General features: G+C 70.4%; 12 protein-coding genes. 5 read left to right on the plus strand and 7 right to left on the minus strand.

What is annotated here, in order from left to right:
- Nucleotides 1-14: 14 nt before the first annotated feature.
- Nucleotides 15-1,133 carry a BMP family ABC transporter substrate-binding protein gene (locus KAK06_RS13135; RefSeq protein WP_210802564.1) on the minus strand — a complete coding sequence of 373 codons (1,119 nt, stop codon included), beginning with the start codon at nucleotides 1,131-1,133 and terminating at the stop codon, nucleotides 15-17.
- A 300-nt stretch (nucleotides 1,134-1,433) separates the two neighbouring features.
- Here KAK06_RS13135 and KAK06_RS13140 point away from each other — a divergent pair, with 300 nt between their 5' ends.
- Both KAK06_RS13140 and KAK06_RS13145 read left to right on the plus strand, forming a co-directional pair.
- The gene (locus tag KAK06_RS13140) at nucleotides 1,434-4,133 is read left to right on the plus strand and encodes a hypothetical protein (RefSeq protein ID WP_210802565.1); all 2,700 of its coding nucleotides are present in this window, start codon (nucleotides 1,434-1,436) and stop codon (nucleotides 4,131-4,133) included.
- Between the two features lie 95 nt (nucleotides 4,134-4,228).
- A complete protein-coding gene (locus tag KAK06_RS13145) occupies nucleotides 4,229-4,912 on the plus strand; it encodes a response regulator (RefSeq protein ID WP_210802566.1) in 684 nt (227 codons plus the stop codon).
- Here the strand turns inward: KAK06_RS13145 and KAK06_RS24565 are convergent.
- A complete protein-coding gene (locus KAK06_RS24565; protein WP_210802567.1) occupies nucleotides 4,905-6,722 on the minus strand; it encodes a sensor histidine kinase in 1,818 nt (605 codons plus the stop codon). The genes KAK06_RS13145 and KAK06_RS24565 overlap by 8 nt on opposite strands.
- A 213-nt stretch (nucleotides 6,723-6,935) precedes the next feature.
- On the opposite strand from KAK06_RS24565, the gene KAK06_RS13155 reads away from it, so the two are divergent.
- Nucleotides 6,936-7,568 carry a CHAP domain-containing protein gene (locus tag KAK06_RS13155; RefSeq protein WP_210802568.1) on the plus strand — a complete coding sequence of 211 codons (633 nt, stop codon included), beginning with the start codon at nucleotides 6,936-6,938 and terminating at the stop codon, nucleotides 7,566-7,568.
- Nucleotides 7,569-7,590: 22 nt separating this feature from the next.
- Here the strand turns inward: KAK06_RS13155 and KAK06_RS13160 are convergent, their stop codons facing one another.
- From KAK06_RS13160 to KAK06_RS13175, 4 genes are all read right to left on the minus strand, one after another.
- The gene (locus KAK06_RS13160) at nucleotides 7,591-7,950 is read right to left on the minus strand and encodes a GFA family protein (protein WP_210802569.1); all 360 of its coding nucleotides are present in this window, start codon (nucleotides 7,948-7,950) and stop codon (nucleotides 7,591-7,593) included.
- A 26-nt stretch (nucleotides 7,951-7,976) separates the two neighbouring features.
- Nucleotides 7,977-8,213, minus strand: coding sequence for a translation initiation factor IF-1 (gene infA, locus KAK06_RS13165; protein ID WP_210802570.1), 237 nt, complete (start codon nucleotides 8,211-8,213; stop codon nucleotides 7,977-7,979).
- 30 nt (nucleotides 8,214-8,243) lie between these two features.
- Nucleotides 8,244-8,471, minus strand: a complete 228-nt coding sequence (locus tag KAK06_RS13170; protein ID WP_210802571.1) for a hypothetical protein — start codon at nucleotides 8,469-8,471, stop codon at nucleotides 8,244-8,246.
- Nucleotides 8,472-8,841: 370 nt separating this feature from the next.
- Entirely contained in the window at nucleotides 8,842-9,051 is a 210-nt protein-coding gene (locus KAK06_RS13175) for a hypothetical protein (RefSeq protein ID WP_210802584.1), read from the minus strand.
- Between the two features lie 121 nt (nucleotides 9,052-9,172).
- On the opposite strand from KAK06_RS13175, the gene KAK06_RS13180 reads away from it, so the two are divergent.
- Nucleotides 9,173-10,981: a DEAD/DEAH box helicase gene (locus KAK06_RS13180; RefSeq protein ID WP_210802582.1), complete on the plus strand. Its 1,809-nt coding sequence runs from the start codon at nucleotides 9,173-9,175 to the stop codon at nucleotides 10,979-10,981.
- A 31-nt stretch (nucleotides 10,982-11,012) separates the two neighbouring features.
- Nucleotides 11,013-11,948, plus strand: a complete 936-nt coding sequence (locus tag KAK06_RS13185) for a M14 family metallopeptidase (RefSeq protein ID WP_310741084.1) — start codon at nucleotides 11,013-11,015, stop codon at nucleotides 11,946-11,948.
- Nucleotides 11,949-11,981: 33 nt separating this feature from the next.
- Here the strand turns inward: KAK06_RS13185 and fic are convergent, their stop codons facing one another.
- On the minus strand, nucleotides 11,982-13,076 hold the full coding sequence (gene fic / locus KAK06_RS13190) for a protein adenylyltransferase Fic (protein WP_210802572.1): 1,095 nt from the start codon (nucleotides 13,074-13,076) through the stop codon (nucleotides 11,982-11,984).
- Nucleotides 13,077-13,884: the final 808 nt, after the last annotated feature.

The raw sequence follows: 13,884 nt of genomic DNA on the forward strand, positions 1-13,884 counted from the left end.
CCTGCGCGTGGCGATCAGACCTTGCCGATCACGCCTTCGACCAGGTAGTTCATGCCTTCGAGCTCCAGGTCGGTCTGCTTGAAGGTCTTGCCCGCCGGGATCACCAGCTTGCCGGTGTTGTCCTTCAGGCCGCCCTTGAAGATGTCGAAGCTGCCCTTGAGCATCGCGGCGCGCACGCTCTCGGCCTGCTTGCGCGCGCCCTCGGGCACCGCGGGGCCGTAGGCGCTGCTCTTGACGAAGCCGTCCTTCAGACCGCCGCGCACGAAGTTCGGGTGCGGCTTGCCGGCCTGCGCGGCCTCGATGATGGTCTTGTAGGCGGTGATCCAGTTCCACTCGGCGCCGGTCAGGTAGGCCTGGGGCGCCAGCTTGGCCTGGCTGGCGTGGTAGCCGCAGACGAACTTGCCGCGCTTGGCGGCGGTCTCGACGATCACCTTGGGGCCGTCCACGTGCATCGTGAACACATCAATGCCCTGGTCGGCCAGGCTGTTGGTGGCCTCGGCTTCCTTGACCGGCATGCTCCAGTCGCCGGTGAAGATCACCGTGGTGGTGATCTCCGGGTTCACGCTGCGCGCGCCCATCGTGAAGGCGTTGATGTTGCGCAGCACCTGCGGGATCGGCTTGGCGGCGATGAAGCCCAGCTTCTTGCTCTTGGTGACATGGCCGGCCACCACGCCGTTGAGGTACTGGCACTCGTCGATGTAGCCGAAGAAGCTGCCGGCGTTCTTCGGGTGCTTGGCCTCGTTCCACAGGCCGCCGCAGTGGGCGAAGCGCACGTCGGGGAACTTGGGCGCCAGCGCCAGGATGTGCGGGTCGAAGTAGCCGAAGGAGGTGGGGAACAGCAGCGAGGCGCCGTCCTGCGCGATCATGCCCTGCATGGTCTTCTGCACCGCGTTGGTCTCGGGGACGTTCTCCTCCTCGACCACCTTGATGCCGGGCATCTTCTTGACCATGGCGGCGGCCTCGGCGTGGGCCTGGTTGTAGCCGTAGTCGTCACGCGGGCCGACGTAGATGAAGCCCACGCTCAGCGGCTTCTGGGCCGCGGCCAGGCCGCTCCAGCCGGCGGTGGCCAGGCCGGCGCCGGCGGCACCGAGGTGTTGCAGCCACTCGCGGCGATTCCATGGTGAACGCGTCATCTGTGCACTCCTGAGGTGTGTTGCGTACCGGCACCGCCGGATGGCGGTGCTCAGCTTGGTGTCCCGGTCGGTATACAAGCAAGCGGCGGACCAGCCGCTGCGGCCCGTTCACTGCCGGATCACGCACTGGCGCAGTGCGAATCCACCCCCGCACTGCGCCGATTCGGCGTGCCGGTGCACCGAAACCGGATGCGCCCGGTGCGCCGCGCATCCCCTGATGTAGGGCCCGCGCCGCGCTGCCCCGGGGCATAGACTGGCCACGCAGTCGGCACCGATTCGCCGACGGGGGGAGACGCCGCGATGACTTCGCTGATCCGCCTGGACCCGGGCATCCTTGAGACCCTGCAGCGCTGGCGAGCCCAGCCCGACCAGGTCCTGCCGGCCGCGCTGGCCGCTCTGGACGATCAGCTGCCCTGGGCCGCTGTGCTGCAGCCGGTGGGGCACCTGGCGCCCGGCGCGGCCCCGCTGGCGCTGCCGCTGCTGCAGACCGACCACACCACCGACTGGACAGGTGCCGCCGGCGCCCAGGCCCGCGCCAGCCTGGCGGCCGATGCGCGCCTGGGCGTGGCGCGCCTGGCCGATCTGCCCGATGGCCGCGCCACGATCGCGCTGAGCCTGCTGTTGGCGCTGCAGACCCAGGCCGACGCCGACACCCGCGCCGCCTGGGTCAGCCTGGGCGCCGACGCCGCGCTGACGCAGCGGCTGAGCGTTCACTGGCAGCAGGCCGTGGACCCGACCCAGTCGCTGCTGGAGGCGCTGCGCGACACCGCGGCCAGCCTGGCCTGGCCGCACGACCTGTCCGCGCTGCTGGCGCTGGCCCGGCAAGGCCACTGGCAGGGCCTGCAGCTGCAATGGGAAGGCCAGGCCCGGCTGGGGCTGCAGCTGCGCAGCCAGTGGGACGCCGTGGGCTGGAGCGTGGCGCTGGATGGCCAGGACGCCCGCGTCGGCCTGTCGCTGGGCCTGGCCGCCGACTGGCGCGCGCAACGCGACAGCCTGTGGCAGCTGACACTGGCGCCCGGCCACGGTGACGATGGCACACCCCTGCTGGCGCTGGCCCTGCACGACCGCGGCACGCGCACCCAGGAGGCTGCCCTGACCCTGGCCGCCTCGGCCAACGTGGCCGAGCTGGCTGCCCAGGCCGAGCGCGCGCTGCAGCGCGCCAGCGGCGCGGTCGACAGCGCCCTGCTCGACACCCTGACCCGTCCTGGCCAGGCCGCCGCCGATGCGCTGGCCACGCTGGCCGACGAGGCCTTTGACGGCCCGCTGGCCGAGCGTGCCGCCTGGGTGGCCCACTGGCGCGAGCAGCTCAGCCAGGCCCTGGACGAGGCTCTGCCTGATCTGCTGATGCCTGAGTCGGCCGACCCCGCCTGGTGGCCCAGGCTGCTTCAAGGCCTGCCGTTGCCGGCGGCCCAGCGTGCCGCCTGGGGTGATCGACTGGCGCCCCTGGCACGGCGTGCCGAGGCCGCCGCGCGCAGCCGCCTGCAGCAGTCTCTTCAGGCCTTGCTGCCCGCCTTGCAGGGGGCCGGCCGCCAGGCGGTGCTCGACCGCCTGGGCGCGCTGGGCGCGCAATTCGATGCGCTGCCTGATGCGTTGGACAGCGCCAGCGCGCTGCAGGCCGCCCGCCATGCGCTGCAGCGCTATGCCGCGCAGCGTCAGCAGCTGCAGCAGGCGCTGCAGCAGGCCCAGCGCCAGCGCCTGGCACTGACCGTGGCTGGCCAGTGGCAGCAGCAGCGCAGCGACGAGGCGATGGTGGCGCTGCACTACGCACTGCAGGCGCCGCCCTCGGCCGCCACGCAGCAGCTGCACCAGGCGCTGTGCAGCGGCCAGTTGCAGCGCGTGGGCCCCCTGCTCGAGCAGGCCGGCGCCGACGGTGGCGTGCGCTCTGCCAGCGGCTGGCTGCAGGCCACCGCGCAGACCCTGGCTGAGCAGCGCCTGAGCCTGGATCTGCCTGACAGTCCGATCGGCAGCCACACCCACTGGTCGCGCCACCTGCAGATCCGCAGCGCGCTGGGCAGTGGCGAGCTGATCGGCGCGCAGGCCGAGGCCGCGGTTGAAACCGCCATCAGTCACCGCTGGAAGCAGCGCAGCGCGCGCCTGGGCGTGCAACTGGCGCTGCTGCCACCGGCCCAGGGCGGTGTGCCTCGCCTGGCCGCGTCGCTGGACGGCGGCTTCATCGCCGCCCATGAAGGCCGCGCCTCGCGTGAACGCGTGCAGGCCTTGCTGGACGACCTGGCTTTGGCCCACGGTGCGCCGCGGCGCAGCCTGGGCGACTGGCTGGGTCTGGACCCGGCGGCGCTGGACAGCGCCGACTGGCGCGGTCTGAGCCTGGCCTGGCCGCTGCACCTGACGCCCGCGCAGTGGCAGCACTTTGCCGAGCAGCCCGCCGAGGCGGTGGACCGCACCGCGCTGGCGGCGCTGTTGCCGGTCTTTGCGCGCCGCTACACGGCTGACGCGCTGTTCTCGGACGACCCGGTGGCCGACCTGCGCGACCTGGCCGGCGGCGCCGATGACCACGCGCTGCTGGCCTGGCTGCGCCGTTTTCCCGAGCGCTACGTGGACCGCTACAGCGTGGCCGCGGTGGCCCGGAACGTGAACATCGCGGCCGCCCACAGCGGCGGCGTGGCCGACCGCGGCACACGCCAGTACCTGATCGCGCAGCGCCTGGCGGCCACGGTGCTGGCGCCGTCGCGCCTGCAGGCGCTGGCGCGGCAGGCCCAGCAGGCGTTGGACAGCCTGCCCGCGCCGCTGGCGCCGGCCGCCGCGCGCGCCGCGCTGGATCCGCTGCTGCAGCGCATGCAGCAGGCCCTGGCGCCGGTGGCGCTGGCCAGCGAGACCTGGCTGGCGATCGGCCTGGGCGGCGCCCCCGATGAACCCGTGGCCTGGCCGCTGGTGGGCTTTGCCACCGCCATGGCGCGCCTGGCCGCCCTGCCGGTGCCGCCGGGCTTTGTGCCGGTGTTGCAGTGGGGCGAGCAGGCCCGCGCGCTGACGGGACCGGACTGAACCCGTCGTCAGTTTTGACGAAGCGCCCGGCCCCGGTTGAGCCAACATCGCGGCTGTGCGCTGGCCCCGCCATCGCCCGGCCCGAGAATCCCCCGATGCCCACCGACGCCCCCGACCGCCCGATCCGGGTGGCCCTGGTCGAAGACGACCCGGCCATCCGCCACCGCCTGAGCCAGGCCATCCTGGCCACGGCCAGCTTCGAGCTGGCGGGCCAGTTCGGCACCGGCGCCGAGGCCGTGGCCTGGATGCGCCTGCACCGCGCCGACGTGATGCTGGTGGACCTGGGCCTGCCCGACTGCGACGGCGTCGACGTGATCACCGCCTGCCACCAGCTGCAGCCCGACTGCCAGCTGATGGTGGTGACCATGTTCGCCGACGAGCGCCACATGCTGCAGGCCTTCGAGGCCGGCGCCTCGGGCTACCTGCTGAAGGACGGCTCCGACCGCGAGCTGGTCGAGCATGTGCAGCACCTGCACGCCGGCGGCTCGCCGATCTCGCCACTGATCGCGCGGCAGATGCTGCGTCGCTGGCAGGGCGATGCCGAACGCGGCCGCCCGGCCGCCCCGGCGCTTGCGCACGAGATCGAGCCGCTCACCAGCAAGGAGACCGAGGTGCTGGACCTGGTGGCCAAGGGCCTGACCTATGTGGAGGTGGCGGCGCAACTGGGCGTGGCCGTGTCCACCGTGCGCACCCATGTGCGCGGCGTGTACGGCAAGCTGGGTGCGCACAACAAGACCGAAGCGGTCTTCGAGGCGCGCCAGCTGGGCCTGATCAGGTGACCGGCAGCTGCAGCGCCACGCGGGTGCCGCCCGGGCCGCCGCCGATCTGCAGCTGGGCGCCCAGGCGCTGAGCGCGGGCCTGCATATTGCGCAGGCCGTGGCCGCCACGGGCCGGTTCTGCCAGGCCGCGGCCGTCGTCCTGCACCGTCAGCTGCAGTTGGCGGTCGCGCAGCGCCAGCCGCACCTCCACCGTGCGCGCGCGGGCGTGCTTGATCACGTTGGTCAGCGACTCCTGCGCAATGCGCAGCAGCTGCAGCGCGGCATGCGGCTCGATCGGCGGCAGCTGCTCGGGCAGGTCGAAGATCCAGCGGCCCTGCACGCCAAAGTCGCGCAGCCGCGGCTCCCAGCGGTAGCGGAAGTTGCCGAAGACCGCGCGGAAGTCATCCTGGCCCGAGGTCAGCGCATCGATGGCCAGGCGCATCTCGGCGATCGAGTCGCGCAGCAGGCCGGCCATCTGCTCGCCGCTGAGGTCGCCGCGCTCGGCCTGCGCCAGGCCGGCAAACAGCTGCGAACCCAGGCCGTCGTGCAGCTCCTGCATGATGCGCTGGCGCTCGTCGGCGGCGGCGCGCGCGGCCTCCAGGGCGGCGATGCGGTGGTAGCTCTGGGCGATTTCGTGTTCGCGCACCTGCACCCGTGCCTCCAGCGTGGCATTGGCCCGCTCCAGCGCGTGCAGCGAGCGCACAAAGCGCTCGGCCAGCGTGGCGCCCATCACCGCCAGCATCAGGTTGGCGGCGTGGTGCAGCAGGAAGAAGCGGTGCGCCGACCACTCGGGAAAGCTCTGCAGCAGCAGCGGCGAATCGCGTGCCAGCAGCATGTCGTGGGCGCCGGCCAGGAAGGTCATCAGCAGCGTCACCGCGATCGCCGTGCTGGACAGGTTGCGCCGCCTGAAGGCGCCGGCGATGGCCGCCACCAGCGCCACGGCACCCAGCGGCAGCAGGCCGGTCACCCACACCAGATCGGCCAGGCGGTCGGTCCCGACCAGGTAGGCCAGCGGCCCCACCACCCAGTAGACCAGCAGCGCGCGGCGCAGTCCCGGCCGCAGCCAGCCGGCCTGGTGCAGCGCCAGCAGGCACAGCCCGATCACCAGGCCGCCGGTGCCCAGGTAGTACAGCAGGCGCCACAGGTCCCACAGGTCGTCGCGCCAGGTGTCGATCGTGAAGGTGGTGGAGCGGAATGCCCAGGACAGCGCAGCCAGACCAAAGTAGCCGTAGACCACCTCCGAGCGCCGCCGCCACCACACGAACAGCGCCACCGAGCCGCCGGCCAGGCACAGCGCAATCGCGATCACCGGCATGGCCCGCGTGACGAAGGATCGCCACTCAAACGCCGTCTGCAGCGCCTGCACCGGCCCGATGCCCAGGCGCGGCAGGATGGTCTTGGGCGGGTAGTGCGCGGCCGAGGCGTGGATCATCAGCTCGTTGCGGCCGGCGCGCAGCAGCTGCGGCGGCAGCAGCAGCAGGTGCGGCCGCTCCCAGCGCACGCGCAGGCCGGGCGCGCTGCGATTGACCTCGGCAATGTGGTGCCCGTTCAGCCAGATCGAGCCGCCGCCATACAGAAAGGGCAGGTACAGCGCGTGCGAGGGCAAGCGGTCGGGCACCTCGAATTCCACCCGGAACCACGCCGCCGGCGCCGACCAGTAGGCCGGCAGCGCGTCGGGCTGCCAGCGCGCATCGTCGGGCGCGGGCCGCGTGTCGTCGGTGCTGAGCAGCACCTGCGCGGCACGCAGCGTCTGCACACCATCACCGTCAGCGGCCGCCAGCGCCGGCTGCGCGCCCCACAGCCACCATCCCCCGATCAGGCACCATCCCACCCACCGCACCAGGTACTGCACTTTCTTGTACTCCCTCTGCGCCGGACCACACCCCAGCCCGCCGCGCGCTCTGAGCGCAGGCCGATGATGGCGCGAAACGCCCGCGGGTGGCATGGCCCGAACGGCTGAGGCGGGGCTGCGGCTCCACAGAATGGATGACGAAGTCGGGCCGGGAAGCGCGAAGAATCGGGCATCTTCTGCTGCCCGACTGCGATGCCCACTGTCTCTGCCGACCACCTGGTCACCCGCGCCCGCTCCGCCCAGCAACTGCCGACGCTGTACTTTCTGGGCCAGGGCGGCCGGGACCCCGCCAGCCCGACGCCGCATGGCCAGGACCAGATCGACCTGGGCCGCGGCGAGGGCGAGCAGTACAACAAGGCCCGGGAGATGGCCCACCAACTGGGCATCGACCCCTGGACGCTGGGCCCGATGCCCGCCTGCGACTGCTCCGGCCTGGTGTGGTGGATCCTGGGCGAAGCACGCGGCCACCGCAACACCGACTGGATGCACCAGGACGCGCGCCACAAGCAGCAGCGCATGCGCGTGGTCAGCACCGGGCGCGACCTGGTGGGCCGCCCGGGCGACCTGCTGGTGTATGGCTCGAACCCCGGGGCCGACTACGGCCACGTGGCGCTGATCACCGAGGTCCTGGCCGCACCGGGCCAGGACGGCCCGGCCAGCCGCATGATCCATTGCGCGGTGGACAACCACCGCCTGCCCGCGCCACCAGGCGCCCGCGTGCACAGCGGCATCGCCGAGACCGGCGTCGAGGTGTTCCGCCAGTTCAACTCGCCGGCCAACGCGGAGTGGTCCAGCCTGGTCTGCCGGCCCTGGTTGCTGTACTGAACCGGGCGGCGGCTGAGGCGCCTCAGGGCATCGCCGCGCCCACCGCCTGGCGCACCGGCACGCCGCTGAGGTCGATGTCCTCCAGGCAGTGCACGTTGATGCCCAGGAAGTCTGGCGTCACCCGCTTGCGGTGGAAGGGGTAGATGCCGCACACCCGGCAGAAGAAATGCCGGGCGGTGTGGGTGTGAAACTGGTATTCGGTCAGCGCCTGGGCGCCGGCCAGCAGCCGCCACTGCGACTCATGGACCTTGACCATCAGCGCGTTGCGGCGCTTGCACATCGAGCAGTCGCACATCGTCAGCTCCGGCAGGTCGGTGTCGACCTCGAAGCGGACGGCACCGCAATGGCAGCTGCCGCGGTAGGTGCGCAGCGGATGGGTCACGGCCGGATCACTCGGCGGCCGGGGGATCAGCCGTGGTTGCGCGGCGCCAGGTGCCGGAAGGTGATCCGGCCCTTGTTCAGGTCGTAGGGCGACAGCTCCAGCGACACGGTGTCGCCGGCCAGCACGCGGATGCTGTGCTTGCGCATCTTGCCGCCGGCGTAGGCGATCAGCTGATGGCCGTTGTCCAGCGTCACGCGAAACCGCGAGTCGGGCAGGACTTCATCGACCTTGCCGCGCATTTCAATCAGTTCTTCCTTGGCCATGTGGGGCTTCCTTGGTTGCGGTGTGAGGGGTCAGGCGGGCAGGGCAGGCAGCGCGAGGTACTCGCGGCCCTGGGCCAGCGCATAGCGCTGGGCGGCGCGCCGGGACGGGAACAGGGGAATGAAGCGGAACACCCGGTCGTGGGTGCCCGTGCCGCTGCCGCTGCGGATCGACAGCGAGGCGGCGAACTGGCCGCAATCGGTGCGGCGGGTGACGGTGGACAGCAGGAAGCGGCCCACCGAAAGAGACTGGAGAGACATGTCTTGTGATTATCGTGACTGGACAGGCGGTGCGTACTGCGCGCGGCGGCCTGCCGTGGTTCGCCGGGGCTCCAGGCCACCCGATTTCTAGGGGGCTGGCGGCGGGTGTTCAGTTCAGGACCCTGCTGTCACGAAGGACGCTGCAGTGAGCGCCCGACAGGGTCGATGAGCCAGACGTGCTTGCCTGGAGGTGCAGGGGGCCGGGATGGCGCCAGGGCCTGCGGGGCGGCGCGCCGATGGGAGCGGTGCACGGGCCTCGGGGTGTTGCTCAGGAAAGCGAAAGCGCAACCACCACCGGACATTGTAGCAAAGCCACCTCAGCCCGGTCGAGGTGGGTGGCCTGGGGGATTCGGACAGGCCGCGGCGGGCCTCAATCGCCCCCACCGCCGCCGCCATCGCCATCGCCGCCGACGCCACCGCCCGCACTGCCCTGCGGCGTGTCGCGGTCATCGTCCAGCGCCTCGGCCCCGGCCGCGCCCTCGGTCCCGCGGGACGCCTTGCGCTGGGCCTTGTCTTCCTTCTTCTGCTTCTTGGCCAATTCGCGTTGGCGCTTCTCGAACGAGTAGTTGGGCTTGGCCATCGGGCGGCTCCTGACGGGTGTGGGTATGCGTCCACCATAACCGATTGCCGGAACCATTCCGTCCGCGGCGACGTGGTGTGGGGGGAGGACAATCACGGTCTTCGTGCCGTTTCCGTCGACCATGGCCACCGTCATCCCCGCCCTCAGCACCTGCGTCTCACGCATGACGGCGGGCGAGCGCCGCACCGCCGAGCGGCTGGAGGCCAAGCTGGACGGCGACTACCTGGTCTGGTACGACGTGCCGGTGGGCCCGCGCCATGCCCACCCCGATTTCGTGGTGCTGCACCCGCGCCGCGGGCTGCTGATCCTGGAGGTCAAGGACTGGCGGCTGGAGACCATCGTCAGTGCCAGCAAGCAGACCTGGGAGATCCTGGTCCACGGTGCGCCCAAGAGCGTGCCCAACCCCATCGAGCAGGCGCGCCACTACGCGCACCAGGTGGCCGACGCGCTGGCCCGCGATGCGCGCCTGACCCGGCCGGATGGCTCATTGGCTTTTCCGTGGAGCTACGGCGCCCTCTTCACCCACATCACCCGCAAGCAGTTCATGGCCGCCGAACTGCACCGCGCCATTGAGCCGCACAGGGTGATCTGCAGCGACGAAATGACCGCCGCGGTGGAGCCCGAAGAGTTCCAAAGCGCGCTGTGGGGCATGTTCCCCATCCTGATGCGCGGCGCCCTGTCATTGCCGCAGATCGACCGCGTGCGCTGGATCCTGTTCCCCGAGGTGCGGGTGGACCCGCAGCTGGCGCTGTTCGACACCCCCGCCGACGCGCCCGAGGAGCTGCCCGACATCATGCGCGTGATGGACCTGCAGCAGGAGCAGCTGGCGCGCAGCCTGGGCGACGGCCACCGCGTGATCCACGGCGTGGCCGGCTCGGGCAAGACCATGATCCTGAGCTACCGCGCCGAGCACCTGGCGCGCGCGGCCGCCGGCGCCAAGCCCATCCTGGTGCTCTGCTACAACCAGCCGCTGGCCGTGAAGCTGGAGGCGCTGATGCAGGCCAAGGGCCTGGCCGAGCAGGTGCAGGTGCGCAACTTCCACCGCTGGTGCCGCCAGCAACTGGTGGCCTATGGCCAGACCCTGCCACCGCAAGGCCCCGAACTGTTCGAGCAGATGGTGCAAGGCGTGATCCGCGGCGTGGCGCGCGGCCAGATCCCCTCGGGCCAGTACCAGGCGGTGATGATCGACGAGGGCCACGACTTCGAGCCCGCCTGGCTGCAACTGGCCGCACAGATGGTGGACCCCCACACCAACAGCCTGCTGGTGCTGTACGACGACGCGCAAAGCATCTACCAGCGCCGCCGCAGCCTGGGCTTCAGCTTCAAGAGCCTGGGCATCCAGGCCCAGGGCCGCACCACCATCCTGAAGATCAACTACCGCAACACCCGGCAGATCCTGCAGACCGCCAGCCTGGTGGCCGCCGACCTGTTGACCGCCGAAGACAGCGCCGACGACGGCGTGCCGCTGATCCACCCCGTCAGCTGCGGCCGCGAAGGCCCCGAGCCGCTGATCATCCGCCTGCCCAGCCTGCGCGACGAGGCCGTCAAGCTGGCCGAACTGCTCAGCGCCGCCCACCAGGAAGGCCACGCCTGGGGCGACATGGCCATCCTGTGCCGCCACCACGCCCAGATGGAGCGCTGCGCCGCCGTGCTGCGCCACCGCCGCCTGCCGCACGAGGTGCGCCAGGGCAGCGGCAGCTTCCACCCGCTGGCCGACACCATCAAGCTGCTGACCATGCACGTCAGCAAGGGGCTGGAGTTTCCGGTGGTGGCGCTGTGCGGCGCCGGCCAGATGCCCGCGCCCGACCAGGACGAGGCCGAGGAAGCGCGGCTGTTCTACGTGGCCGCCACGCGGGCCACGCAGCGGTTGATCATCCCTTTGAGCGGCGACGGCCGCTTCGCCGCGCGGCTGGCGCCCTCCACCGCGTAGACACGCCCCTTCACCCCCTCCGGAGTGCCCCGTGAGCCTGTCCCCAACCTCGCCCTATCCCATCGGCACCCCCGGCACGCCCTGGGGCCCCGCCGAGCGCGCCGCCTGGCTGGCCCGCCAGCCACTGCGCCGCAGCTACGCCCAAGAGGTGCTGGCCCCGCTGCAGGCCCACCTGCCGCCTGAGACTGAACTGCTGGACTGCGGCACGCTGGACCACAGCGCGCTGGGCCTGGCGTGCTACCCACTGCGCGCCGTGCGCAGCCGCACCTGGCGCGACGACCGCCCCACCGTGCTGGTCACCGGCGGCGTGCACGGCTACGAGACCAGCGGCGTGCAAGGCGCGCTGCGCTGGCTGGCGCTGGACTTTGCGCGCCACGCCGCGCAGGTCAACATCCTGCTGCTGCCCTGCATCAGCCCCTGGGGCTATGAAACCATCAACCGCTGGAACCCCGCCGCGCTGGACCCCAACCGCCACTTCCGCCCCGACAGCCCCGTCCCCGAAGCCGCCTGGGCCCTGGCCTGCGTGGCCCGCCACGCCCCCCGCGTGGACCTGCACATCGACCTGCACGAAACCACCGACACCGACAACAGCGAGTTCGAACCCGCCAAGGCCGCCCGCGACGGCAAGCAACCCGACCTCCACCCCATCCCCGACGGCTTCTACCTGGTGGCCGACACCGACCGGCCCGAACTGGACTTCCAGGAAGCGGTGATCCACGCCGTGCGCCAGGTCACCCACATCGCCGAGCCCGACGACAGCGGCAGGCTCATCGGCTCACCCATGCTGCGGCCCGGCGTGATCGCCTATGCCAAGCGGGCGCTGGGGCTGTGCGGGGGGATGACCGGGGCGCGGTTCGTGACCACCACCGAGGTGTATCCGGACAGTGCGCGCACGAGCGTGGCGGAGTGCAATGAGGCGCAGAGGGTGGCGGTGAATGCGGCGGTGGGCGTCTTGGTGGGGGTGTGACGGCCGAGCGCCGATGGGCGCGCCCAGCGTCGTTCAGTCGCGCTTGAGCAGCTCGATGAACGCCGGGTTGAGGAAGATCTTCTCCCGGCCCACCTTGTGCTCGCGCAGGATGCCGATGGCCGCCAGTTCCTTGAGGTAGGTGCTGGCGGTCTGGCGCTTGGCCAGCCCTGCCTCCACGACGTGTGCGATCCGGCAGTAGGGCCGCACGAACACCAGCTCGGCCAGCTCGCGGGAGTAGATCTTGCCGGCATCACGTCGCATCCGTTCTGTGGTCTCCTCCAGGAGACCGCGCACGGCGACGATCTTGTGCATCGTCCAGCGGGCCGTCTCGGTCACACCGGTGAGCATGTAGAGCAACCAGGGCTCCCACGCGCCCGTTTCTGTGATCGACTGCAGGCCGCTGGAGTAGTCGGCCTTGTGGCGCAGGATGTGGCGGCTGAGATAGAGGACCGGGATATCGAGCAGGCCCTGCTCGACCAGGTAGAGCAGGTTCAGGACTCGCCCAGTGCGGCCGTTGCCGTCGGTGAACGGGTGGATGGCCTCGAACTGGTAGTGGCCCGCTGCCATGCGCACGAGGGGGTCGATATCCGCGGAGCCCGGCAAGGTGCCGTGCATCCATTGCTCCCAGTTGGCCAGCTTCTCGCGCAGCAGCCCCTCGCCCTCGGGGGGTGTGTAGATGACCTGCCGGGTGCGGTCGTTGCTGAGGGTGGTGCCGGGCGTCTTGCGGATGTCCATGTCGACGCCCTTGATCGCGCGACAGATCTGCACGGCGGTGTTCGTCGACAGCGGGCGCGTCTTGAGCGCCTGGTAGCCCTCCCACAGCGCGGTGCGGTAGCGCAGCGCCTCCTTGGTGGCCGGATCTGCCTCACCTTCGCTGACACCGTCGAAGAGGAACATCTGATCCGTGGTGGTCACGATGTTCTCGATCTCGCTGCTGGCCTGGGCTTCAAGCAGCGGGATGGAGTTGATGAGCACGCCTTGGTTCGGGATCAACTGCCCGGCGGCCTTCAACTCGCCGACCGCAGCGCGCGCCGAGATGCATGCCTTGAGGACAGCCCGCGACTCCACATCGACCATCGGCGGCAGCGCGGGAAGGTCGTTGTAGGGCTTGGACGGATCGAATGCCATATGTCGATGGAAGGCCCTGGAATCGACCTGTGTCTCCGGACGTGTTCGTCCGATCGACATGATGCCAGAACATGTCGAAATTCAACCAATTTTTCGACATGAAGCAACCGTGTGCCGAGCCATGGGTGCGAGGCCACGCTGCGGGTTCGAAACACCACCCATGGCTTGCGTGACTTGTCGCAATGCTGTCGGCAAAAAGATCGGCAAGACGAGCGACTGGGAGTCAAGAATGTCGTTTAGCGACAGGCATTTACACATGTCGTCGGATCGGCAAGATCTTCGGCATCCTGAGCGCGCATCGCAGCAGTCTTGGTCGCCTCAGACTGGCGCCCCAAGCTGCTTCCGGCGCGGCGTCGTACCTCGTGCCCTGTCTCCAGCTACTGCGCAGTGGCGTTCCGATGCTGGCTGGCAGCCGACATGTGCAGACGCACACCGTGGCCCCAGGCCGACGGAATTGATCACCCATCCTCAGGCACACCATCCTCTCGGACAGGTGGTGCTACCGGCCGATCCGCGCTGGGTTCAGAGCTCCCCCAACAGAGGGAAGGCCATGGTCTTGCAGTAACTGATACGGTTCAACCCGCCTGGACCTGCAGTTACTTCCGAACCGGCGGCCAGTATGAGCTCAATAACTGAAGCACGCGCCATCGTCCTCACGAACTGCACGGGTCGCAAGTTGCATGTTGCCGCCGACCGAAAACTGACCAGCAAAGCTGCGTAGTGCCGATTCAAAACTGACCAGGGTGAGAGACCTACCCTGCTGCATTTAGTGGCAGGGGTTTTGACGGTGATCACCATGGCCATGAAG

This window comes from Ideonella aquatica, assembly GCF_018069755.1.
In the GTDB taxonomy this organism is placed as follows: domain Bacteria; phylum Pseudomonadota; class Gammaproteobacteria; order Burkholderiales; family Burkholderiaceae_C; genus Ideonella; species Ideonella aquatica.